14 protein-coding genes are annotated in these 23,325 nt (G+C 71.8%); 7 read left to right on the forward strand and 7 right to left on the reverse strand.

Going from position 1 to position 23,325, the window contains the following annotated elements:
- Positions 1-19: 19 nt before the first annotated feature.
- Complete coding sequence (locus tag K8612_RS06055) at positions 20-2,425, forward strand: ABC transporter permease (RefSeq protein WP_223761564.1); 2,406 nt, start codon at positions 20-22, stop codon at positions 2,423-2,425.
- Positions 2,426-2,579: 154 nt separating this feature from the next.
- Here the strand turns inward: K8612_RS06055 and K8612_RS06060 are convergent, their stop codons facing one another.
- From K8612_RS06060 to K8612_RS06080, 4 genes are all read right to left on the reverse strand, one after another.
- Positions 2,580-3,164, reverse strand: coding sequence for a DUF642 domain-containing protein (locus K8612_RS06060; protein ID WP_223761565.1), 585 nt, complete (start codon positions 3,162-3,164; stop codon positions 2,580-2,582).
- A gap of 177 nt (positions 3,165-3,341) precedes the next feature.
- Positions 3,342-5,585, reverse strand: coding sequence for a hypothetical protein (locus K8612_RS38785; protein WP_255671400.1), 2,244 nt, complete (start codon positions 5,583-5,585; stop codon positions 3,342-3,344).
- A gap of 42 nt (positions 5,586-5,627) precedes the next feature.
- Positions 5,628-7,805 (reverse strand): putative metal-binding motif-containing protein, encoded by a 2,178-nt coding sequence (locus K8612_RS06075; protein WP_223761567.1) that lies wholly within the window; start codon positions 7,803-7,805, stop codon positions 5,628-5,630.
- Between the two features lie 78 nt (positions 7,806-7,883).
- Positions 7,884-10,289, reverse strand: a complete 2,406-nt coding sequence (locus K8612_RS06080) for an endonuclease MutS2 (protein ID WP_223761686.1) — start codon at positions 10,287-10,289, stop codon at positions 7,884-7,886.
- A 75-nt stretch (positions 10,290-10,364) separates the two neighbouring features.
- On the opposite strand from K8612_RS06080, the gene K8612_RS06085 reads away from it, so the two are divergent.
- From K8612_RS06085 to nadD, 5 genes are all read left to right on the forward strand, one after another.
- Positions 10,365-11,099, forward strand: coding sequence for a hypothetical protein (locus K8612_RS06085; protein WP_223761568.1), 735 nt, complete (start codon positions 10,365-10,367; stop codon positions 11,097-11,099).
- A 67-nt stretch (positions 11,100-11,166) separates the two neighbouring features.
- Positions 11,167-12,501 carry an adenylate/guanylate cyclase domain-containing protein gene (locus K8612_RS06090; protein ID WP_223761569.1) on the forward strand — a complete coding sequence of 445 codons (1,335 nt, stop codon included), beginning with the start codon at positions 11,167-11,169 and terminating at the stop codon, positions 12,499-12,501.
- A gap of 43 nt (positions 12,502-12,544) precedes the next feature.
- The gene (locus K8612_RS06095) at positions 12,545-13,735 is read left to right on the forward strand and encodes a DUF1343 domain-containing protein (protein WP_223761570.1); all 1,191 of its coding nucleotides are present in this window, start codon (positions 12,545-12,547) and stop codon (positions 13,733-13,735) included.
- Between the two features lie 7 nt (positions 13,736-13,742).
- On the forward strand, positions 13,743-14,417 hold the full coding sequence (locus K8612_RS06100) for a hypothetical protein (RefSeq protein WP_223740377.1): 675 nt from the start codon (positions 13,743-13,745) through the stop codon (positions 14,415-14,417).
- A 10-nt stretch (positions 14,418-14,427) separates the two neighbouring features.
- Complete coding sequence (gene nadD / locus K8612_RS06105; RefSeq protein WP_223740376.1) at positions 14,428-14,988, forward strand: nicotinate (nicotinamide) nucleotide adenylyltransferase; 561 nt, start codon at positions 14,428-14,430, stop codon at positions 14,986-14,988.
- Here nadD and K8612_RS06110 read toward each other — a convergent pair.
- Positions 14,985-18,101: a hypothetical protein gene (locus tag K8612_RS06110; protein ID WP_373692083.1), complete on the reverse strand. Its 3,117-nt coding sequence runs from the start codon at positions 18,099-18,101 to the stop codon at positions 14,985-14,987. The two genes, nadD and K8612_RS06110, sit on opposite strands and share 4 nt — an antisense overlap.
- Positions 18,102-18,191: 90 nt before the next feature.
- Between K8612_RS06110 and K8612_RS06115 the strand changes: the two genes are divergently transcribed.
- Entirely contained in the window at positions 18,192-19,517 is a 1,326-nt protein-coding gene (locus tag K8612_RS06115; RefSeq protein ID WP_223761572.1) for a hypothetical protein, read from the forward strand.
- A gap of 45 nt (positions 19,518-19,562) precedes the next feature.
- Here K8612_RS06115 and K8612_RS06120 read toward each other — a convergent pair whose 3' ends face one another.
- On the reverse strand, positions 19,563-20,405 hold the full coding sequence (locus K8612_RS06120) for a Rossmann-like and DUF2520 domain-containing protein (RefSeq protein ID WP_223761573.1): 843 nt from the start codon (positions 20,403-20,405) through the stop codon (positions 19,563-19,565).
- 167 nt (positions 20,406-20,572) lie between these two features.
- The gene (locus K8612_RS06125) at positions 20,573-23,149 is read right to left on the reverse strand and encodes an AAA family ATPase (protein ID WP_223761574.1); all 2,577 of its coding nucleotides are present in this window, start codon (positions 23,147-23,149) and stop codon (positions 20,573-20,575) included.
- Positions 23,150-23,325 lie beyond the last annotated feature (176 nt).

Below are 23,325 nucleotides of genomic sequence, written 5' to 3' on the forward strand. Positions count from 1 at the left end.
CCCGCCCCGCTCCGACACCATGTCCCAGCTCCTCCAAGACCTCCGCCTGTCGCTGCGCCGGATGCGCCGCGAGCCCGTGTTCACCACGGTGGTCGTGGCCACGCTCGCGCTCGCCATCGGGGCCACCACCGCGGTCTTCAGCCTCGTGTACCAGGTGCTGCTCAAGCCCCTGCCGTACCCCGAACCCCAGGAGCTGCTGCGCCTCTACCAATCCACGCCGCAGCGTGAGCGGGGCGGGGTGGCGTACGCGTACCTCCAGGCCTGGCGCGAGCGCCCAGGCGCCTTCCAGGCCATCGAGGGCGTCACCGCGATGGACTCCACGCTGACCGGCCCGGGCGCGGCGCAGCGGGTGCGCGCGGGGCTCGCGACCCCGGGCCTGTTGTCCCTGCTGGGCGTGCGGCCCGAGCGGGGACAGGACTTCGGACCGGAGTCCCAGGTGCCCGGGCGCGACCGGAGCGTGCTCGTGTCCCACGAGTTCTGGCGGAGCCACCTCGGTGGACGCGCGGACGTGGTGGGCCAGACGCTCACGCTGGATGGCGTGCCCCACGTCGTCCAGGGCGTGCTGCCCGCTTCATTCCGCTTCTGGCCGGGCGTGGACCTGTGGAAGCCCCTGGCTCCCGCGCCCCCGGGGCAGGCCTCGGAGGAGCTCTACCTGCGTGGCGTGGGCCGGCTGCGGCCGGGTGTCCCGCTGGAGCGCGCCCGCGCGGAGCTGGAGGAGCACTCGCGCGCCTGGGCCGCGACGATGGGCGGGAAGGACGCGGCGCCCGGCGTGCGGCTGGTGCCGTTGCGGGAACAGGTGGTGGAGACCTCGCGCGAACAACTGTGGCTGCTGGCCGGAGTGATGGCGCTGGTGCTGTGCGTGGCGTGCGCCAACGTGGCGAACCTGCTGCTCGCGCGGGCCAGTGCCCGGGAGCGGGAGGTCGCGGTGCGCGCGGCGCTGGGCGCGGACCGGGGACGGCTGGTGCGGCAGTTCCTGGTGGAGAGCGCGGTGCTGGCGCTGACTGGTGGCGCGGTGGGTCTGCTCCTGGCGATGTGGGGCATGGACCTGCTGCGCGTGTTCGTCCCCGGGGAGGTGGTGTCACCGGAGGAGCTCGAGCTGGAGCCGTACGTGCTCGCCATCGCGGCGGGCCTGTCCCTGACGACCAGCGTCCTCTTCGGTCTGGCGCCCGCGCTGCGCGCCTCCCGCGCGGAGGCGAAGGGGGCGCTCGGGGGGCTTCGCGGTGGGAGGGGCGCGACCGGGCCGATGCGGGCGCGGGCCGTGCTGGTGGTGGCGCAGGTCGCGCTGGCGCTCGTGCCGCTGGTGGGGGCCGGCCTCATGCTGCGCACGCTCCATGCGCTGCACGCCGTGGCGCCGGGCTTCGACCCGCGAGGCGTCAGCGCGATGGACCTGTCCTTCCCCCGCGAGGCCTACGGGCAGGACGACCCCCGACGGCGGCAGGTGAGCGCGGAGCTGCTGGCGCGGGTGCGGGCGTTGCCGTCGGTGAAGTCGGCGGGGCTGGCCAGCACGCTGCCGCTGTGGAGCCGCAACGGCTTCAGCGCGGTGGTGCTGCCCGGTGAAACGGAGCAGGAGGCCCAGGCGCGCGAACCGGTCAACTTCCGCGCGGTGAGTGACGGCTACTTCGCCACGCTGCGCATCCCGCTGAAGGAGGGCCGCGACGTGAGCGCCGCGGACGGCGCGGGCACGGCGCCGGTGATGGTGGTCAACGAGACCTTCGCGCGGCGCTTCCTGTCGAAGGGCTCCGCGCTGGGCCAGCGCGCACGGCTGACGCTCGACGGCGAGCCGTTCCGGGAGGTGGTGGGCGTGGTGGGTGACGTGCACCACGCGAGCCTCGCGGAGGAGCCGCGCGCGGAGGTGTACCTGCCCATGGATCAATTCGAGGGCCTGTTCATGGTCCTCGCCGTGCGCGCGTCCCAGGACTCACGGGCGCTGCTGCCCGCGCTGCGCGAACAGCTTCGCGCGGTGGATCCAACCCTGCCGCTCGTCCAGGTGCGCGACCTGGAGGCCGTGGTGGAGGAGAGCCTGGGCCGCACGCGGGTGATGAGCGGTCTGCTCACCGCCATGGCGGTGCTCGCGCTCACCCTGGCCGGCGTGGGGCTGTACGGTGTCCTGGCGTACACGGTGAGCCAGCGCACGCGCGAGCTGGGCATCCGCATGGCGCTGGGCGCGACGGACCGGCAGGTGCTGTGGCTGGTCGTGGGGCAGGGGCTGCGGCTGGCGGCGATCGGCGTGGGGGTGGGGCTCGTGGGGGCGGCGGTGCTGGCGCGCGGCCTTTCGGGGATGCTCTACGGCGTGGGCGCGCTGGACGCCCTGACGTTCGGAGGCGTGCCCCTGCTGCTCGGCGCGGTGGCGCTCATGGCAAGCTGGTTGCCCGCACGCCGCGCGCTGCGCGTGACGCCCGCCATCGCGCTCCGGGCGGACGAGTAGGGGCCGACGGACGCAGAGACGGTGCAGGTCCGCCCCGGAGGACACGGTTTGCCCTGCGTGCGCATCCCCTCCAAGTAGCGACAGAAAAGGGCCGCCGCCCCGGGAAGAGGGGAGCGGCGGCCCGGAGCCCGCGGGGATCAGCGGACCGCGTGCATCACGGCCCGTTCACCTGGAGGTTGTCGATGGCGAGGCCACAGCCGACGCCACCGGAGGTGCTGGTGAGCTGGATGCGCGACGTGGTGCTGGTGGCGTTGAACACGTACGTGCGCAGGCCCCAGGACGCGGACGCGTTGGAGAAGCTGGCGCTCGACGGGCCGTAGTTGATGGTGGCCGACCGGGACACCGTGGCGCAGGCGGGGCTGTTGGACACGTAGAAGGTCACCGTGTAGCCGGCGCCGACGACGGTGGGCACGTCCTGGTACAGGGAGCCCGCGCCCAGGCCGTTGAGGTCGATGGTCTGCGCGCCGTTCTGCGGCGTCTTGTACGTGTTCTTCATCACCTTGATGCCCGCGGTGATGGTCCAGCCCGGCAACGCCGTGCTACCGGCGTTGAGGACCACGTAGTTGAAGTTGCCGATGACGTTGTTCTCGAAGCTGCCGTTGGTGGCGACGTTGATGCCCTGCTCGACGTTGCCCAACTCCGGCTCCTGGCTCACGGCATCCGGGCCCCCACAGCCCATCAGCGCGAAGAAGCCAAAGCCCACCACCGCGCTGCGACGCAGCATTTGCTTGCCACTCATGTGATGTGATTCCCCCTGAGATGTGTTTCACCCGCGCGTCGTGCAACGGGTGAAACACACCATACATGTTTTCACATCAAGTGTGTATAACTTCACAGGGGAGTTGCTGGGCTGGCTGCTGCCCAGGCGGGTGCGCGGCCACCCGTGGGTGCGGAGTGGATCACGGCTCCGCGTGCGTCAGAGAGGAATGCAGCCTCCTGTCGACGCGGGGCTGATCACATGACCGTCCGCCTGGGTGCAGCTCTTGACGCTGCGCAGATAGATGGAGCCCGCGGCGCCGCCGCCACCGCCGCCACCGCCATCACCCAACACGGCCGTGGTTCCGGGACTGCCAGCGGAGGGGAGGCTCGAGGTGCCACCCGAGCCACCGTTGCCACCCGTGATGGCAGACCCCGTGCCGCCGGTGGCGCTGCTGTCGCTGTCCTCGCTACCGTTCGCGCCGTTCTCCCCGGGATTCGCGGCGAGGGTTCCCGCGCCAGCACCCTCTCCACCGCCACCGCCATTGGCGGTCAGTCGCGCGGTGGAAGTCAGGTTCACCTGGAAGGCCTCCAGCACGATGCGGCCTCCGCTCCCTCCGCCGCCACCGCCCGCCGACTGGGCGGGGGACGCGCTCGCCTTGCCGCCCAGACCCCCGCCGCCGCTCACGGAGAGCGTCTTCGCGACGGTCAGGGTCCTGGCGACCGAAATCTGGAAGGCGCCACCCCCGGCGCCACCCAGGCCACCGGCCGCGGTGCCCGAGCCTCCGCCAGGGCCCCCCGCGCATCCACCGAGGAGCGGGGTGAAGACCTGGGATTGCTGCAGGCCGCCTTCGCCCCGCGAGTTGCTGGCGTTGAAGCCATCTCCGCCATTCGCTCCCGCCGTCGCACCGCCAGCACCCCCTCCACCGCCGCCCTGGCCCCCGGTGAACGTCCCGGCCGTGCCCTGGGATGACAAGCACTGCTGATTGCCGCCGGCACCAGGGGCCGGTTCGCCATTCACGATGCGTCCGCTGGCCAGGATGTCGTGGTTCAACGTCGCATCCCCGTACACCGCGAGGATGACCGGACGGCTGCCCACGATGCGCAGCTCGCCGCCCAGGTCCAGGGTCCGCACCGGGATGAGCAGGATGTCGGGGGCTCCTCCGCCCTGGGGCACGGTCTTGAGGGTGAGCTGGCCGGTATCGGGGCCGGCGTTCGAGGGCGTCCAGGACTGGGCGTCCGTGTCGAACACCACCGCGCCGGTGGTCTTCAGTTCGCCAAGCTCACCGCCAGGGATGCCGTTCGGATCGAAGTTGCTGGGCGTGTATGGGAACGCGACGCACTGGCCCGTCACGGTGCACACGCGCGGCGTTCCGGACTCGTCCTGGCTGCAGGGCTGGTTGAGCTGGTCCGGGTCCGCCGAATAGATGCAGGAGTTGTTCGCCGTGCAGCCCGCGGCGGCCTTGCACTCGATGGGAGGGCACGGCGTGTCCACGCCGATGCACGCGCCATTGCCATTGCAGAAGCCCGGCTCATGGCAGACGTTGCCGTCCTCGCAGGACGTGGTGACCGGCTTGGGGTCGTACACGCAGATGCCGTTGGTCGGGTTGCAGGTGCCCGTGGACTCCTGACACTGGGGGCTCGCCGGCGTGGTGCACGTCTTCAGGGTCCCCACGCACTCATTGTCGGCCGTGCAGCGGCCATCGGTCATGCACGGGTTCCCGGGGTCGCAGACCGCGCCGACCTGCACGTTCCCGTCAACGCACTGGCCCGTGGCGGCCTCGCACGTCACCGTCGGCTGACATTGGCCCACGGGCTGCGTGCACTTGGGCGTGCCGCCTCCGCACTGCGCGGACGCCCCCACGCCGACGCACCGCTTGCCCGTGTTGCACAGGTCCCCGTCCGTGCACGTCTTCTCCGTGCAGTCCGAATCCGCGCACGCGAACTTCCCATCACAGTCGTAGTCGATGGTCGTGTCGCACTTCTCCACGGCGCCTGGACGTACGTCACCCTTCGATTCGTCGCAGTCGGAGACGCCCGCCCACTCGATGCCGGAGGGCGAGCCGTCGCCGTCGGCGTCCACTGCCTTCAGCTCCACGTCGAAGCGCGTGTACTCCTTGGGGACGATCGTGAGCGCGGCGTTCGTGAACCGCTCCACCGCCTCACCCGAGCACCGGTCGCCGTCAGCCTCCGCGTACGACGACACCGTGAGCTCCAGCGTCGCGTCCCAGTCCGCCTTGCGGCGCACCGCGACCAGGACCTCGTTCTTCTCCGCGTTCTTGAACTGGCCGGAGAGGATGTCCGTGGCGTCCTGGTGCCCCTGGGCGTCCTTGGCCTCCACGCGCACGCACGCGGGCTTGAAGGTGCCGTATTTCACGGACACGCGGATGGCGCCTTCGTCGGGAGCCTTCTCCCCACAGGCGGCCAGGAACACCACACATCCCAGCAGGCAGAGCCGATTCATGGCGCCGCACTGTAGCCAACACTTCCCGGGATAGGGGAGAAGTCAGGGCTGCGTGCAGGAGGTGGTGGCGGGGGGGCTGAGGACATGCCCGACCGCCAGCGCGCAGGGTTGGACGCTGCGCAGGTGGATGTAGCCGACGCTGCCGCCCCCGCCCCCGCCAGACCCCTCGGTGCCGAAGCCGTCCCGGGTTCCATCCGTGCCCCTGACGGGGAGCGTCGTCCCAGCGCCGCCGGCACCGCCAGCACCTCCGGTGGCGTTGTTGCCGGTTCCACCCGTGGCGGGGGCCCCTGAGGACTGATTGCCGTTGGCTCCAGCGCTCCCGGCATTGCTGGTGGTCGTTCCGCCCTCGGCGCCACCGCCTCCATTGGCGGTGATGCGAGCGGCGGCGGTGAGATTCAGTTGAAAGGCTTCCAACACCACCTGGCCGCCGCTGCCACCACCGCCGCCGCCCCCCGTGGTGCCGCCGGCTCCGCCATTCCCGCTCGTGGAGAGGTTCTTATCGAGGGTCAGGGTTTGTGCGACGGAGAGCTGGATGGCGCCTCCGCCCGCTCCGCCCCTGCCGCCGGACGCGCCCGCACCTCCGTTTCCACCCGGGCAGCCACCCAGGAGCGGTTCTGGCCCGGTGGCGCGGTTGATGCCCGCGGCGCCACGGTTCTGGGCGTTGTAGGCGTTGCCCCCGTCCGCGCCGGGGGTGCCGTTGCCGCCACCACCGCCGCCACCGCCCGTGCTTCCGGAAGCGGTGCCCGCGCCGCCCTGGGACGTACCGCACGCGGCGTTGGGGGTGTCGATGGTGCCCGTGGCGAGGATCGACTGGGCCACGGTCGCCGAGCCGTAGACCGCGAAGATGACGGGGTTGGGACCGGTGATGGTGAGGGTTCCGTTCAGCGCCAGGGCCGACACCGGGATGAGCACGGCCTGCGGGTTTCCGGCGCCCTGATCAAGCAGCACGTACTTGATCGAGTCCCGGGTCGGGACCTGGCCCGGCGGAGACCAGGTCCGGCTGGTGGTGTCGAACGTCACGCTCCCCGAGGTCCGCAGCTCCCCGATGTCCGCCGCCGCGATCGAATTCGGGTCGAAGTTGGAGGGCCGGTAGGGGAAGGGGCTGCACTCGGCCGTGGCGGAGCACACGCCAGGGACACCACCGGACGTGGTGCACGTGCCGTTGAGGTCGACCTCGTACTCGCACTCGGTGTTCGCCGTGCACTGCTGCTTGACGCGGTAGCACGGCGGCGGCGTGCAGGTCGTGGGCGTGCCCACGCAGTTCCCGTTCCCATCGCAGCGGTCCGGCGTGGTGCACGCGACCGGGTCCTGACAGGCGGTCGTGGCCGGGAGCGGCGTGAAGATGCATTGGCCGTTGGCCGGGTTGCACGTCCCCGAACGGGACAGGCACTGCTCGGAGGTGGTGCACGTCCGCGCGGTGCCGCCGCACTTCCCATCGGCCCCGCACTGGTCTCCATCCGTGCACGCGTTCCCGTCGTTGCAGCTCTTGCCGACGGTGGACTCCGCGGCCTCACACAGCCCGGAGGCGGGGTTGCACGCCAGACGCGCGTCGCAGACGCCCGTGGGCTGGGTGCACGTCGTCGTCTGCGTGGGCACGCACTTCGCCCCCAGGCCCGAGCCTTCGCAGCGGTCCCCCGTCGTGCAGGCATTGCCGTCGTCACACGGGTTGCCCCAGCAGTTCTCCTCCTGGCAGCCCGTCCGCTCGTTGCAGTTGAGGTCCACGGTGGAGCCGCAGGTCTCCACGGCGCCCGGGTGCCTGGCCGGGTTCGAGTCATCACAGTCCGCGGGCTCGCTCCACATGGCGCCCGCCAGATGACCGTCACCATCCGCGTCCGTCGCCTTCAACGTCACGTCGAAGTTCGTGAACTTCCTGGCGACGATGGTGAGGGGGCCGTTGCTCGAGTGCTGCTCCACGAAGGGGCCGTCACAGCCGGTGGCGGTCGCGGAGGCGTACGAAGACGCCGTCACGCTCAGCGCCATGTCCCAGTCCGCCTTGCGGCGCACCGCGACCAGGACCTCGTTCTTCTCCGCGTTCTTGAACTGGCTGGAGGGGATGTCGGTGGCGCCCTGGTGCCCGCTCGCGTCCTTGGCCTCCACGCGCACGCACGCGGGCTTGAAGGAGCCGTACTTCACGGACACGCGGATGGCGCCCTCGTCGGGGGCCTTCTCCCCACACGCGGCCAGGAACACCACACATCCCAACAGGCAGAGCCGATACATGGCGCTGCACTGTAGCCAACACTTCCCGGGGCAGGGGAGCGGGGCCAGCAGGACCCCGCCCCCTGGTGACACGGTGGCTCAGCCGCGCAGGGACACCACGGTGACGCCGTCTCCGCCCTCGTGGCTCTCCCCGGGGCGGAACATGCGGATGTACGGCGATGCGGCCAGGTGGTCGCGGATGGCCTGCTTCAGCGCTCCGGTGCCGTGGCCGTGGATGATGAGCGCGGCCTCCTCACCCTTGCGCAGGCCCTGGTCCAGGAACGTCTCCAGCTCCGCCAGCGCGTCGTCGGCGCGCATGCCGCGCACGTCGCAGCGGAAGTTCGTGGCCTCCACCTGCGACGGCGCCGCGGACGCCGCGCGCTTCAGGGCCGCTTCGCCCTTGCGCTGCTCCGGGAACTTCGCCTGCTGCGGCTTCTTGCTGCGTGAGCCGGACAGCTCCGTCGTGGGCACCCGCATCTTCAGCGCGCCGCCCGCGGACACCACCGCCTGGCCTTCCGTCAGCTCCAGGATCTCCACGTCCCGGCCCAGGCCGGAGTGGTGCACCCACGCGCCCACCTTGAGGTTCGCGGGCCCCGGGGCCTCCACCTGGAACAGCTCCGCCTTGGCCGCCGCCGCGCGCTTCTGCGCCTCCTCCGCGCGCTGCTGCAACTGCAGGCGCGCCTCGGAGAGCGCCTTCTCGTTCTGCTCGGAGCGCAGCTTCACCAGCAGGTCGCGGACCTCCTGGGCGGCGTGCTCGCTGGCCGCGTGCACGTCCTCGTTGAACTGCATCATCCGGCCCTTGCGCTCGCGCTCGAAGGCGACCTTCTGCTTCTCCAGGTCCGCGCGGAGCGCCTCCGCCTCCTTCGCCGCGATGCGCGCCTTCTCCAGCTCCTCGGAGAGCTTGCGCCGCTCGTCCTCGGCCGCCGCCAGCGCCTTGGTGAGCGGGCCGCCCGCGTTGAGCGACAGCTCCCGCGCGCGCTCGCACACGGAGGCCGGCAGGCCCACCCGCGCCGCCACGTCGATGGCGGACGACTGGCCGGACGCGCCCATCTGCAACCGGAACGTGGGCGCCATCCGCTTGGAGTCGAAGCCCACGCGCGCGTTGAGGAAGCGCGGATCCATGTGCGCCAGCGCCTTGAGCTCCTCCAGGTGCGTCGTCACCAGGACGTACGCGCCCTTGCCGAGCAGCTCCTCCAGCACCGCGATGGCGATGGCCGCGCCCTCGCGAGGATCCGTGTCCGAGGCGATCTCGTCGATGAGCACCAGCGAGTCCGTCACCACCGCCGCCAGGATGTCGCGCAGCAGGGTGACGTGGCCGCTGAACGAGGACAGGCCCTGGGACAGGTCCTGCGTGTCACCCACGGTGGAGTGCACGGAGCGGTACAGCGGCATCCGCGACCCTTCGCCCACCGGGATGGGCAGGCCCGCGCGCAGCATCAGCGCGCACAGCCCCACGCCCGTCAGCGTCACCGTCTTGCCGCCCGCGTTGGGGCCGGACACCACCAGCGCCCGGGCGCTCTCCGTGAGCGTCACGTCGTTGGACACCACCTCCGTGCCCTTGAGCACCAGGCGCGGGTGGCGCAGCGCGCGCAACTGCAGCTCCTTCACGCCCTCGAAGGTCGGCGTCGTGGCGTCCAGGTCCGAGGACAGGGTGGCGATGGCCTCCACCTCGTCCAGCTCCGCCACCGCCTCCAGGCCCTCCAGCATGCGCGCGGACTCGCGGCCCACCAGCCCGCTCAGCTCCTGGAGGACCTTCAGCTCCTCCTCCGCGACCTCCGACTGCGCGATGGCCAGGTCGTTGCCCAGGCCCACCATCGCCTGCGGCTCCATGAAGAGCGTCTGCCCCGTCTGGCTGGCGTTGTGGACGATGCCGTCCACCTCCGCGCGGTAGTTCGACACCACCGGCACCACGTACCGCCCGTTGCGCAGCGTGTAGTAGTTCTCGCGCAGCTTGGCGGTGAACGTCAGGTCGTGGAGCATCTCGTCCAGGCGCGACTTGATCCGCCGGTGCAGGCCGCGGGCGCGGTCCCGCGCCTCCTTCAGCTCCGGGCTGGCGCGGTCGGAGAGGGTTCCGTCCGGTTCGAAACACTGATCCAACCGGCGCGCCATGGCCTCCAGGAAGGGCAGGCGCTTGGAGATCTCCGCCAGCCGGGGGACGCGCTCCTTGCGCTCATCCAGGGCCTCGCGGGTGCGGGCGAAGGCGAAGAGCAACTGGGCCGCGTCGATGAGCTGGCGGGGCTCCAGCACGCCGCCCTTCTCCGCGTGGCCCACCGCGGTGCGCAGGTCCGTCACGCCGCCCAGGGGCAGCGAGAACTGCTGCTGGGAGAGGAAGCGGGCCTCGTCGACGAGCGCCAGCGCCTCGGCCACTTCGGACTCGGTGTCCAGGAATGGACGGGCCAGCACCCGCTCCCTCCCTGGCTCGGTGCGGCAGCGCTGCGTCAGCGCGCGGAGCACTTCCGAGAAACCAAGGTCTTCCAATGTCCTTTGGGAAATCTGCACGGTCATGGGTTTCATGCGAGGCCGGGTGTCCGTCAAGGGGAAGTATTGAGGTGGCCCACCGGGACCTGCTATCTGCCAACCATGATGTGGGTTCTCGTGGCGGCGCTGCTGGCGGGCGCGTCCGACGCACCGGCCTCTCCGGTCCTGACGGCGCAAGCGGCCCCGGCCCCCAGTCCGCTGGCGGACGCGCTGGCGTTGGAGGCCTCGGGCAACGACGCGGGAGCCCTCGTCGCCCTGGAGCGGCTGATCACCCATCAGCCCCGCTGGGAGCTGCCCCGGCTGGAGGCCGCGCGCCTGCTCCTCAAGGGAGGCAGCGCCCCGGAGCTGGAGCGCGCCCGCGTCCACCTGGCTACGGCCGGGCGCGAGGCCCCGGACAACCCCCGCGTGTACTTCCTCCAGGGGCAGCTTTTGGAGGAGCAGGGCGCCACCTTCGACGCCATCCGCGCCTACGAGAAGGCCGTGTCCCTGCGCCCGTCCTATGACGACGCGCGCTTCCGGCTGGCGGGGCTCTGGGCGCAGGCGGGGGACTGGCTCAAGGCGGAGCTGCACTACCGGCCCCTGTCCAAGTCCCGGCCCGCGTGGGTGCAGGTGCGCATGCAACTGGCGGCGGTGCTGGAGAAGCAGGGCCGCGCGCTGGACGCGGAGCGGGAGTTCCTGGCCGCGCGCGACGCCCAGCCAGACAACCCGGGTGTCCTGCGGACCCTGGCGGCGTTCTACGAGCGGACGGACAGGCCCCAGCTCGCAGCGAAGGTGAGGGCGCAGCTCACGGCGCCGCCCAAGCGCAACATGCGGGTCCTCAAACCTTCGAAGCGCTGACAGCGGGCGGCGGGGCGCGGTCCGTGGCGATTGCTTCGCGCGACGCGCTGCATACACTGCCCCCGCTTTGAAGACCGCCAACCTCGCCATCGTCTTCACCGACATCAAGGGCTTCACCGAACGCACCAGTCGGCAGACGCTGGAGGAGAACCAGCGGCTGCTCCAGGTGCATGAGGCGTTGCTCGCGCCGCTGTTCAAGGCGTTCGGTGGACGCATCATCAAATCCATCGGCGACGCGTTCCTCGTCACCTTCGAGTCGCCCACCCAGGCGGTGCTGAGCGGCATCGCCATCCAGGACCGGCTCTGGCACCACAACCGGCAGCTCCTGGAGGATGAGCAGATCCACGTGCGCGTCGCCGTGAACGTGGGCGAGGTGCGGGTGGAGGCCAACGACATCTTCGGCGAGCCGGTGAACATCGCCGCCCGCGTGGAGGGCATCACGGAGGCGGACGAGGTCTTCTTCACGGAGGCCGTCTACCTCTCCATGAACAAGGCGGAGGTGCCGTCGCAGGAGGTGGGCGCGTTCGAGCTGAAGGGCATCCCCGGGAAGATCCGCGTCTTCCGCGTGCCGCGCGCGCCCTACCGGGTCCTGGCGCCCACGCCGGACGCGGTGCTGCCCTCGCCGGAGGAGGCGGACTCGCTGCCGCCCTTCGGCAACCTGGCCCTGGCGCGCGTGGAGTCGAGCCTGGACCTGGGCCAGCGCGCGGCGGCGGGCGCGGCGGCGGTGGGGCAGGGCGCGGTGGCGGTGGGCCAGCGCGCGGCGGCGGGCGCGGTGCTGGTGGGGCAGCGGGCCACGGTGCTGGGCAAGCAGGCGCGCACCGCGACGGACGCGCTCTGGGCGCGCACGTACGCGAAGCTGCCGCCCGCCATCACCACGAAGGTGTCGTCCACCGCGGCCGGCTGGGGCGTGTGCGCGGTGCTGCTGGCGGTGGTCCTGCTGGGTGGGTGGCTGCTCGTCAACAGTGGCGGCCCCGCGATGCGGGCCATCCGCGACGTGGAGGGCGCCACCGGCGCGGAGAAGGTCACGCGCGTGAACGAGGCGAAGCGGCTCATCCGGCAGGAGGACGCGGACCAGCGCAACTACCTGAACGGGCGGCTGGAGGAGGCACAGGGCAACATGGGCGCCGCGGTGGTCCATTACGCGCTGGCGGTGCGCAAGGACGCCAACGGCCGCGCGGAGTCCCGGCTCATCTCGCTCCTGAAGCACGAGCAGTGCGCGGTGCGCACCGGCGCGGTGGAGGCCGTGGCCAGCCTGCGCCTGGAGTCCGCGCGCGGGGCCCTGGAGTCGCTGGCCGACGACGGCGGCCCGAACGACGGGGAGTCCGGAGGCTTCCTGGGCCTGGGCACCTGTGACTCGAAGAAGGCCGCGCAGAGCGCGCTCAAGCGCCTGGCGGCGGACTGACCCTTCCCAGCCCGCGCCACGGCGCGGGACGAGGCGACCGAACGTGACGAAGGTGAAGACGGGACTGGATGTGTGGGCGGCGCAGGGGTTCAGCGCGCTCAAGGGCAAGCGCGTGGGCGCCATCGTCAACCCCACGAGCGTGGACTCGCGCTTCCGCCACCTGGCGGACCTGCTGGCGGGCACGGACGGCGTGACGCTGGCGGCGCTCTTCGGGCCGGAGCACGGCGTCCGCGGTGAAGCCCAGTACATGGTGGCCGTGGACGAGGCGCGCGACCGCAAGACGGGCGTCCCGGTGCACAGCCTCTACGGCTCCACCTTCGAGTCGCTCTCCCCGCGCCAGGAGTGGCTGAAGGGGCTGGACGCGCTGGTGTTCGACATCCAGGACGTGGGCAGCCGCTACTACACCTACGTCTACACCATGGCCCTGGCCATGAAGGCCGCGGTCCAGGCCCGCGTGCCCTTCTACGTGCTGGACCGGCCCAACCCGCTGGATGGGGTGACGCTGGAGGGCAACCTCGTGGGGGAGAAGTTCCGCTCCTTCGTGGGGCTGTACGCGCTGCCCAACCGCCACGGCATGACGGCGGGGGAGCTGGCGCGGCTGTTCAACGCGCAGGAGGGCTTCGGCTGCGACCTCACGGTGGTGCCGTGCGAGGGCTGGACGCGCGACATGGCCTGGAGCGACACGGGCCTGCCGTTCATCCCGCCGTCGCCCAACATGCCCACCGCGGACACGGCGCTGGTGTACCCGGGCATGTGCCAGCTCGAGGGCACCAACGTGTCCGAGGGCCGCGGCACCTGCCGGCCCTTCGAGCAGTTCGGCGCGCCGTGGGTGGACACGGACCGGTTGATGGCGCGGCTGGACCAGGAGCGGCTGCCGGGCGTGGCCTTCCGTCCGGTGGGCTTCACCCCCACGTTCGACAAGTACCAGGGCCAGTCGTGCAGCGGGGCGTTCATCCACGTCACGGACCGCAAGGTGTTCCAGCCGCTGCGCACGGGCATCGCCATCACCCAGGCGCTGCACGACATCGGCCCGGGCCACTTCGACTGGCGGGCGGACGCGTACGAGTTCGTGGACGACGTGCCCGCGTTCGACCTGCTGTGCGGCACCGACCAGGTGCGTCGCGGCATCGAGGAGGGGTGGCCCCTGGACCGGATGATGGAGGGCTTCGAGGCGCAGACGGAGGCCTTCCGCAAGCGCCGCGAGCCCGCCCTGCTGTACGCTTCCGCGCGGTGACCTGCCCGTGATTGGCGTCTTCTCCGATACGCATGGCGACCTGGATGCCTTCGACGCGGCCTATGAGCTGCTGCGCGCGAAGGGCGCCCGGCGCTTCCTCTTCACCGGCGCGCGCTACACGGACCTGGATGAGTGGGTGCTGTGGCGCCGCAAGAAGAGCCGGGGCGGGCGCGAATACTCGGACGCGGACTTCCTGGCGGACGTGACGCAGTGGCTGGTGGCGCCGCAGGACGGCCTGGCGCGCACGCCCGCGTCCCGCGAGGCCCCCGCGGACCTGGCGTCCGAGGACGACCGGCGGCTGGTGATGGAGCGCTTCGTGCGCGTGCCGGAGCGCGACTCGCTGGCGTACCGGGACCCGGGCGTGGCCAACAAGGCCATGGACCTGGTGGGGGACACGCTCTGCTGCGTGGTGCACGACAAGAACGACCTGGTGCGGGACGACCTGCTCAACGCCCAGGTGTTCATCCACGGCAAGGAGTCCGAGCCGGCGGTGGTGCAGATCGGCCCGCGCTACTTCGTGACGCCGGGCCGGCTGGTGGGGGCCGCGGAGCAGACGTGCGGCCTGCTGGAGCGGGCGGAGCGCAACCTGAGCTTCTCCGCGTTCCGGTTGGATGGGCACCTGGTGCTGCCGCCCCGGGTGCTGCAGGTCGATTCGCGCTCGACGAAGCTCACCGTCAAATAAGAGGCCCGCCGTGAAGGTCGCGCTGCTCGGAGGCTCGTTCAACCCGCCGCACGTGGGCCACCTGATGGCGGCCTGCTACGTCCACGCGACGCAGGGCGTGGACGCCGTCTGGCTGATGCCCACGTTCCGCCACCCGTTCGGCAAGCAGTTGGAGCCCTTCGAGGCGCGCGTGCGCATGTGCGAGGCGCTCTGCCGCGAGACGTCCGGCTGGCTCCAGACGAGCCTGGTGGAGCGCGAGCTGGGCGGCGGCGGGCGCACGGTGGACACGCTGGCGTACCTGGTGGAGCGCTACCCGGACACGCGCTTCTCGTTGATCATCGGCAGCGACATCCTCAGGGACCTGCCGCAGTGGAAGGACTTCGACCGCATCCAGCGGATGGCGCACGTGATGGTGCTCTACCGCGCGGGCTACCCGGCGCCGGACACGGTGGGGCCGCCGCTGGCGGAGGTGTCCTCCACGCAGGTGCGCGACCAGCTCGCGCGCGGCCTGGAGCCGGTGGAGCTGGTGCCCTCCGCGGTGCTGAAGGTGGCGCGCGAGGAGGGCCTGTATGGCCTGCGCGGGCCTCGCTAGAAGGTCATCCCGATGAGGTGCAGGTCGCCGAAGCCGTCATCGAAGCGGTGGGCGTACTGGTAGAAGAACGAGAGCGCGTAGGCCTGGCCCACGGAGAGCCGCAGCGTGGCGGAGCCGCCCACCGCCCCGTGGTTGTCCCGGTTGTCCGTGCGCGCGAGGGAGCCGAACGCGTCCAGCTCCACCTGGCTGACGAAGAGGGACGGCAGCACCCACAGCGTGGACGCCCAGCCGTAGTCGATGATGAAGCGGTAGCGGTAGCGCGCGTTGGCGAGCACCACGTTGCGCGCGCGGAAGGTGTGGTCCTCGTAGCCGCGCAGGTACTCGCTGAAGGCGAGGCCCGGCTGGAGCTGGAGGGGCAGGTTCCCGTCCGTGGTGGTGTCGCGGTTGATGAAGATGGCCTGGCCCGGGAGGATGCCGCCGACCTCCAGCAGGCCGTCCGGCGCGCCGGGCAGGGCGCGGCCCACGACGGAGAGCTGGAGGTTGTCCTTGCCGGTGAAGGGCAGGCCGCCCAGGTAGCCGTCCACGCCCAGGCGCACGTCGCCCACGGTGGAGTCGAGCGTGAAGGCCTTCGGGAAGACGCCGCCGCTCACGGACAGGCCCAGGCCGCGCTGCGTGCCGCCGTAGGACGTGCTCTCGCCGGCGAAGTACGACGCGGCGACCTCCGGTCCGATGAGCCGCGTGGTGAGGGCCGGCCGGCGCTCCGTGGCGTCGAAGCGGCGGTCGAGCGCGAGCACGCCGAAGCTCACGGGGGTCGTCCAGAACGTGCGGGACGCGAACACGGTGGCCTGCAGGTCCGTGCGCTGGTTCTCGCGCAGGCGTGACGCGGAGACCTGGAGGTAGAAGGGCGACAGCATCGCGTTGCCGTACGCGAACGACACGCCGGGCTGCTTCTCCTTCAGGTCGTACGTCAGCGTGAGGGCATAGGCGTTGAAGCCCAGCCGGTCCTGTCCCGCGATGGAGATGCCACCCGCGAAGTACGGGTCGTTCTCATCGACGTCGTTGGGGACCGTGTAGAAGTAGGGGACGCGGTAGTTCGGGATGAAGAAGCCTTCGAGCGGCGAATAGGGCTCGTCCGTCAGCACGTCCACCGCCTTGCCCACGACGGCCGGAGGCGTCACGGGCGCGTCCACGTCATGGGCGGGATCCACCGGCAGGGGCGGCGGCGCCACCGGCGCCGGGGGGACGTCGGCCGAGGCCTGCGTGGGGGCATCCGCCGGGGGCGCGGGCTGGCCGGGGAAGGCGACGAAGCCGTCCTGCGCGTCAGGGGCCCGCGCGGTGGCTCCTGGCTCGGGTGCCGGCGCGGTCGCGACGCTCTCGGGCGGCGGCTCGGGCGTCGCGCGCAACTCGGCCAGGGCTTCGGTGAGGGGCGCGCGGTCCACGGTGAACTGGATGCCGTCGCGGTTGAGGAAGACCACGGCGTCCCCGCCCGCGGGCGCGGCGTCGAGCACCAGGGTCGGCGCGTCGGTGACGCGGGCGATGCGCCGGGTGGACACCGTCATCACGTGCGCCTGGAGCCGGCCTTCGTGCTCGCGCAGGAAGACGAGGTGATCCGCGCCCAGCCACCGGGGCGAGTAGTTGAACAGCCCGTCCCGCGTGAGCCAGCGCAGCGAGCCGTCCGGCTCGCGCAGCACCAGGTCCCAGCCCTGCGTGCCGTTCATGGGGAACACGTACCGCTCCCCGTCCGGTGAGGTCACCGGCGTGCCCAGCGCCGTGTGCGCCTTGAAGTCCGTCAGCCGCTCGCGCTGGCCGCTCTCCAGGTCCAGCCGCACGAGGTTGGCCGCGTCGCCGTTCACCTCCACGAAGACGTAGCCCCGGCCGTCCGCCGTCACGTCGCCGCCCATGCCCACCAGGTCGTCCCACAGCCGCACCACGTCGCCCGTGCGCGCGTCCACCCGCCACAGCTTCCCCGTGTAGCTGCCCACCACGTCCACGTCCGCGCTGACCAGGTACAGCCACCGGCCATCCCGGCTGAACGTCATGCCGCTGACCAGCGACGGGCTGGCCACCACCCACCGGCGCCCCGGCAACAGCCGCACCAGCGCGCGGCTGAAGCGCTCGCGGCCGTCGCGCTCGAGCACCGTGAGGTGGGTGATCTGTTCGCGGCCCACGCTCACCAGCGCGGTGCTTCCGTCGGCCGGGTTCGCGACGAGCCGCGAGAAGTAGCCCGCCTCCCGCAGGAGCACCTGCTGCGTGGCGGGGCGCTCGCGCACCTGGAGGTCCTTCTGGAGGCTCTGCTCGAACTCGCTGAACAGCGACCCGATGTCCTTGCCGTACACCCGCTTGAACCGCAGCGTCACCGCCAGGGGCGGGAGCAGCGAGCTGCCCTGCTCCTCCACCAGCTTCCACAGGCGCTTCTCGCCGTACGTCTTCGCCAGGTACTCCACGAAGTTCATGCCGCTCAGGTAGTTGCCGCCGAACGGATCCAGCGCGCGCTGCTCCGGGGACAGGTAGCCCGCGTTGAGCTCGCCCCGGCGGGCCTGCACCGCGCCCTCCCACCAGCCGCGCCACACCGGGCTGTGCGGACGTCCCGTGTCCTTGCCCAGCCGGCCCTCGTAGTAGGTCGCCAGACCCTCCAGGAACCAGGACTCGGTGAAGATGTTGGGCTGGAAGAGGCCGCCCGTGACCTTGTTCAGCACGTTCCACAGCCCGCCCACCTGCTGCATCTGCACGTAGTGGACGGACTCGTGACAGGCCACGTCGCCGATGTCCGTCTCACCCAGGCCCAGCAGGTTGAACTGCTCCAGCGTCATGTGCTGCGGCAGCACCATCTGCTGCGGCGTGCTGGCGAACTCCGACTGGACGTACGCGTTGTTGAAGTCCGCGCTCGTCAGGTAGACGAGGACCCGCTTGCGCTCGGCCTTGCTCCACGCGTCGGTGCGCAGCCGGTCCACGCAGCCTTCCATCCGGGCGGCCACCCGCAGCGCCGTCGCCCGCAGGTGCGCCGGGTAGTAGAGCTCCATCGACCGAGTGGTCAGCTTGTGCATGTCGTCCCGGGCGAACGACGCCTGGACGTTCTGCGGAAAACGGGGTGCGACGAAAGCACACCCCGATGTCAGCAACAGGAGGCAAGCGAGGATGGCGGGCTGGCGGGCAGGCCCGCGAGGAGCTGACATGGCGGCGCATCCTACCGACCACAATTCGTAGTCACGAACGCGTTTTTCACGGTAAGGGAACGCGTCGCATTCCCCACAGGAACCTTCCCAATGACCGAACCCGCCGAGCCCCAGGGGCTCCCTGTTCCGCAGCACGTCCACAATGCGCAGCTCCAGCTTTCCGCCGCGTTGGAGAAGGCCAGCGGCGCGCCGGTCGACCTGACGAAGGCGCCGTGGGCGGACGTGGAGAAGTCGGTCATCCAGTTGCTGGGCGGCCGGTTCGACCCGAACAACCCGAACCACCAGGGCGCGGCGCTGGGCCTGGCGGGCGGCTTCGCGCTGCGCCTCATCTCCGAGCACCAGGCGTTCTGGTTCCCCAACCGGGACTCGCCGGAGGGCGCCTCGCTGGGCTTCCCGGAGGCCATCATCATGCTGTCCCCGTTCGGGGCGGTGATGGACGCGCTGGCGCAGGGCAAGTTGACGCGGCTGGACGACCTGGCCGCCGACATCCGCCGCTCGCTGGGGCAGGTGAAGTTCGGCACCAACCCGGCGCAGGCCCTGGGCGGCGGTCAGCCCCAGCGGCTGGGGCCGCAGGACTACCAGCGCCTGTTCGACCCGGGCTTCCTCCAGTTCATCGTGGTGGATCCGGCCAAGACGAAGCAGGCGCTGGAGGCGAAGACGGACGCGCTGGCGCGCGACGTGCGTGACGCGCTGGGCCGCACCCAGCCGCCGCTGCCGCCGGAGGCCCGCCAGCAGTTCGAGGGGCAGATCGTCACGTCGCTGCAGCGCATGGAGCAGGGCAAGTCGCTGGCGGATCAGGCCGAGCGCGCCCCCCGGCTCGCGGAGCTGCTGACGCACCTGGTGGCGACGGTGGGGGGCACGGGCTCAGCGCCTGAGGAGTTCTGGCACGACGTGGTGCTGCCGCTGCTCTTCATCGGCACGCCCGCGAGCTTCCCGCCGCTGGATGACGATGAGCTGGAGGCGTTCAAGCAGGGCGCGGATCCGCTGGCGCTCTTCGTGGACGTGGTGCCGCACTCGCACCGCGCGCCGGACGAGGGCCTGCTGGGCGCGTTCGAGATGTCGGAGATCGGCCTGGTGCACCCGGCCTTCCAGAAGGTCGGCGCGCTGCGCCTGATCCGCATCAACCCGGACCGGCTGAAGCCGATGCTGGAGAAGTACGACCCGAACGCGACCATGGACGCGGTGCAGCGCTTCACGGAGCACGTGTCCAAGGCGGCGGGCAAGCCGGCCGCGGAGTCCCCGCAGGGCAAGGAGATGCTGCAGGCGGCGCTGACGCTGCTGGCGGACCTGAAGCGCTCCGTGGCGGTGGGCGGCGACGTCTGCCTGCGCCGCCTCACGGAGGCCGAGGCCGCCTCCGAGCAGGCGCTGGCCATCGTGCGCCGCGCGCTGCAGAGCCCGCGCATCATCCTCACCTAGTCGGGTGGGAAGGGCGCGCGTCCGGGGCGACCGGGACGCGCGCCGTCACTTCCTCGCGAGCAGGGCGTCCAGCGCGGCACGGGGCTCCGGGCGGAGCCGCTCCGAGGCCAGGCGCAGGGCCCGCCGCGAGAGCCGTGCGTAGAGCGGAGCGATGTCGCGAGGCAGCGCCTTGAGGTGCGCCGCGACGACGCCCGCGTCTCCCCGGACGATGGGGCCGGTGAGTCCCCCGGAGAGGCCGCGCGCTTCGATGCCTCGCAGCGCCGAGCGCATCAGCGGCAGCAGGGCCTTCAGCGCGGCTTCCGGTTCAATGCCCGCGGCGCCCAGCGCGCCCACGGCCGCGTCCGCCAGGGCCACCAGTCCACCGGCGCTCAGCACCGCGCCCGCGTGGTAGGCCGCGCGGTGCGCCTCCGGAACGTCGAACATCGCGAAGCCCACGTCCTCCGCCATGCGCTGGAGGACGGCGCGCAGGGCAGGGGAGCGGGTGCTGATGGCGGCGGTGTGGCCCGCGAGCGAGTCCCTCGCGGAGGACACGGCGCAGAGCGGATGGAACGAACCCACCGCGCGGCCCCGCTGCGTGCCCAGCGCGGAGAGGGGCAGGGCCCCCGCGGTGTGCACCAGCGCCACCGTGCGCGGCAGCTCGCGGGACAGGGCTTCGGACACCGAGGGCACCGCCGCGTCCGGAACGCACAGCACACAGACGCGAGCCCTCTTCAGGTCCGCCGCGGTCGCGGGCTTCAGGCCCAGGGCCCGCGCGCGCTCGCGGCCCGCGTCGTCACGCGAGTACACGCGCACGGGCCAGCGCTTCGCCTGCAACGCCAGCGCGAGCGCACCCCCCAGCCGGCCCGCGCCGACGATGACCACGGGGACGCGCTTCGCCTTTGTCGTCACGGGCGCACGACCTTGCGATGCCCTCGAAGCAGGTCGCACCGGCGCATCGGAGGCAGGAGCCTCCCGCATCAGCCGGCTTCGCGAACCCGTCGTGCGTGGACGCGCCGGATTCTCGGGCTCGGAGCGAGCAGTGCCGCTCCGCGTGCTCCGGCCTCGCCGCGCCGCTGTCAGACGGCGTCCCGGGCGAACTGGAGCTGTCCGGCCTGCACGGCGACGCGCACGCGGTCTCCCGCGCCGAACTCGCCGGAGAGGATGCGCTCCGCCAGGGGGCCTTCCACCAGCCGCTGCACCACCTGCCGCATCGGCCGCGCGCCCAGCATCGGGTCGAAGCCTCCGGACTTGAGCAGGTGACCCACCACGTCCGTGCCCGCCGTGTAGACGATGCCGCGCTCCGTCGCGAGCCGCTTGCTGCTCTCCGCCAGGATGAGCGTGGCGATCTTCGCCACCTCCTGCTCCGCGAGCGGACGGAACGGCAGCCGCTCATCGATGCGGTTCCACAGCTCCGGCGGCAGCGCCTTGCGCGCCGTGTCCGACGCCATGTCCAGCGCCTTGCCCTCGGCCGCGTCCGCCGCGCCGAAGCCCACCGCGCGCCCCGTGCGGCTGAACGCCTCCGCGCCCAGGTTCGTGGTCATCACGATGACCGTGTTCGAGAAGTCGATGTGCCGGCCCTTGCCGTCCGTCAGCCGCCCCTCCTCCAGCACCTGGAGCAGCAGCATCTGCACCTCGCGGTGCGCCTTCTCGATCTCGTCCAGCACCACCACCGAGGACGGCCGGCGGCGCACCGGCTCCGTGAGCTGCCCGCCCTCGCCGAAGCCCACGTAGCCCGCGGGCGACCCGATGAGGCGCGAAACGCCGTGGGACTCGGACATCTCGCTCATGTCCAGGCGCACCAGCGCGTCCCGGTTGCCGAACAGCACCTCCGCCAGCGCCCGCGCCATCTCCGTCTTGCCCACGCCCGTGGGGCCCAGGAAGAGGAAGCTGCCCATGGGGCGGCGCGACGCGAAGCCCGCGTAGTTGCGGCGGATGACCCGGGCGATCCGCACCACCGCGTCGCCGTGGCCAATCACCCGCTCCGCCAGGTCGTTCTCCAGCCGGAGCAGCCGCGCGGAGTCGTTCATCAGGAGCCGCTCCTCCGGCACCCCCGCCAGCTTCGCCACCACGCGCGCCACGTCCGCCGCGTCCACCCGGTGCTTGCCCTCGCGGTGGCAGCGGCTGCCCGCCAGGTCCACCACGCTGATGGCCTTGTCCGGCATGAACCGGTCCGTCACGTAGCGGCTCGCCAGCGACGCCGCGGCCTCCAGCGCCTCCGGCAGGTAGCGCAGCGCGTGGTGCTCCTCGTAGCGCCCGATGATGCCCTGGAGGATCTGCACCGTCTCCGGCACCGACGGCTCGTTCACCACCACCGGCGTGAAGCGCCGCTCCAGCGCCGGGTCCGCCGCGATGAACTTGCGGTACTCGTCGTGCGTCGTCGCCCCGATGCAGGGGAACTCGCCGCGCGCCATCGCCGTCTTCAGCTCGTTGGCCGCGTCCTGCGGGCCCTCGCCCGTGGAGCCCGCGCCCACCAGCGTGTGGATCTCATCAATGAAGACCACCACGCGCCCCTCGGCCCGCCGCACCTCTTCCTTCAGCGCGTTGAGCTTCTCGGAGAACGAGCCGCGCAACTGCGTGCCCGCCACCAGCGTGGCCATGTCCAGCTCGACGAGGATCTTCTCCGCCAGCGTGCCGCGCAGCCCCATGAGGCGCTGCGCCACGCCCTCCACCACCGCCGTCTTGCCCACGCCGGGCTCGCCCAGCAGGCACGGGTTGTTGGTGCGGCGCTTGCCCAGGATGTCGATGACCTCCTCGACCTCCCGCGCGCGGCCCACCACCGGATCCAGCTTCCCCTCGCGCGCGGCCTGGCTCAGGTTGCGGCCCAGCGACGTGAGCATCGGGAACGCCTTGGCGTCCAGCGTCAGCGGCTGACCCTTGGCCTGCGCGGGCGGCGCGGACGGACGGGCCACCGGAGCAGGGGAGGCCACGGGCGGAGCGGGAGGCGTCGCGCGAGCCACCGGGGCCGGCGGCGCCACGCGCGGCATCGGCGGAGGCGGGGCTTCCGCGGCGGCGTCCTGCGTCACGTCGTCCTCGTCCACGTCGATGAGGTCTCGCGGCGACAGCGCGGGCGTCGTGCGCGCGGCCGGCGGCGGGGTCGTCACCGGGGGCGTCATCACCGGAGCCGGCGGGGCGGCCGGACGCGGCACGCTCAGCGCGAACGTGGAGGAGGGGAGGGGAGACGGCGGCGCGCCCACCGGACGGCTCACCGGTGCGCGCGTGGCCACCGCCTGGCCATAGCCCGGCTGGAGCCGGCGCGGCAGGCCACCGCTGGTGGAATAGGCGAGCGCCGTGTTGGACAGGGAGATGAGGTCCAGCCCCGTGCGCCCCAGCAGGTCGCTCGCGGCGCAGCGCTTGCGGATGATGGCGATGAGCAGGTGCAGACAGTCCGCCTCACCCGCCCGGAAGGTGCTGGCCAGCTCGCGGGCGCGCGCGGTCAGCTCCTGCACCACGTTGCCCGTCTCCGCCGGGGCCTCCGTGATGAGCTGGAGCAGCGCGTCCTCGTCCACGCCCTTCTCCTTCAGGAGGAGCTGGGCGCGGTTCTCCACCGTGAAGAGCGCCAGCAACACGTGGGCCGACGTGGGCTTCTGGGCGACGCTGCGGGCGATGTCATGCGCCTCATGGAGAACCTGGGCGAGATCCGTGCTGTCGACCATTCATGCTCCGGCAAGCGTCCAGCCGAGCGGAATACACCGTCCGCCGCTCCGCCGCAAAATTTAGGCTACAGACCGCTACAGGATGGATGCAAGGCAGGATAAACCTTGGGGCGCGGCCGGATTTCGTTTGGCTGCCCGCCCGTTTCCCGACTCAATTCAAGGGACCGGGCAATCAC

The organism is Corallococcus sp. AS-1-6 (genome assembly GCF_020037015.1).
Classification (GTDB): domain Bacteria; phylum Myxococcota; class Myxococcia; order Myxococcales; family Myxococcaceae; genus Corallococcus.

Coding starts and splice junctions, on each gene's coding strand:
- K8612_RS06055 (WP_223761564.1), top strand. CDS start 20: ATGTCCCAGCTCCTCCAAGACCTCCGCCTGTCGCTGCGCCGGATGCGC.
- K8612_RS06060 (WP_223761565.1), bottom strand. CDS start 3,164: ATGAGTGGCAAGCAAATGCTGCGTCGCAGCGCGGTGGTGGGCTTTGGC.
- K8612_RS38785 (WP_255671400.1), bottom strand. CDS start 5,585: ATGAATCGGCTCTGCCTGCTGGGATGTGTGGTGTTCCTGGCCGCCTGT.
- K8612_RS06075 (WP_223761567.1), bottom strand. CDS start 7,805: ATGTATCGGCTCTGCCTGTTGGGATGTGTGGTGTTCCTGGCCGCGTGT.
- K8612_RS06080 (WP_223761686.1), bottom strand. CDS start 10,289: ATGACCGTGCAGATTTCCCAAAGGACATTGGAAGACCTTGGTTTCTCG.
- K8612_RS06085 (WP_223761568.1), top strand. CDS start 10,365: ATGATGTGGGTTCTCGTGGCGGCGCTGCTGGCGGGCGCGTCCGACGCA.
- K8612_RS06110 (WP_373692083.1), bottom strand. CDS start 18,101: ATGTCAGCTCCTCGCGGGCCTGCCCGCCAGCCCGCCATCCTCGCTTGC.
- K8612_RS06115 (WP_223761572.1), top strand. CDS start 18,192: ATGACCGAACCCGCCGAGCCCCAGGGGCTCCCTGTTCCGCAGCACGTC.
- K8612_RS06125 (WP_223761574.1), bottom strand. CDS start 23,149: ATGGTCGACAGCACGGATCTCGCCCAGGTTCTCCATGAGGCGCATGAC.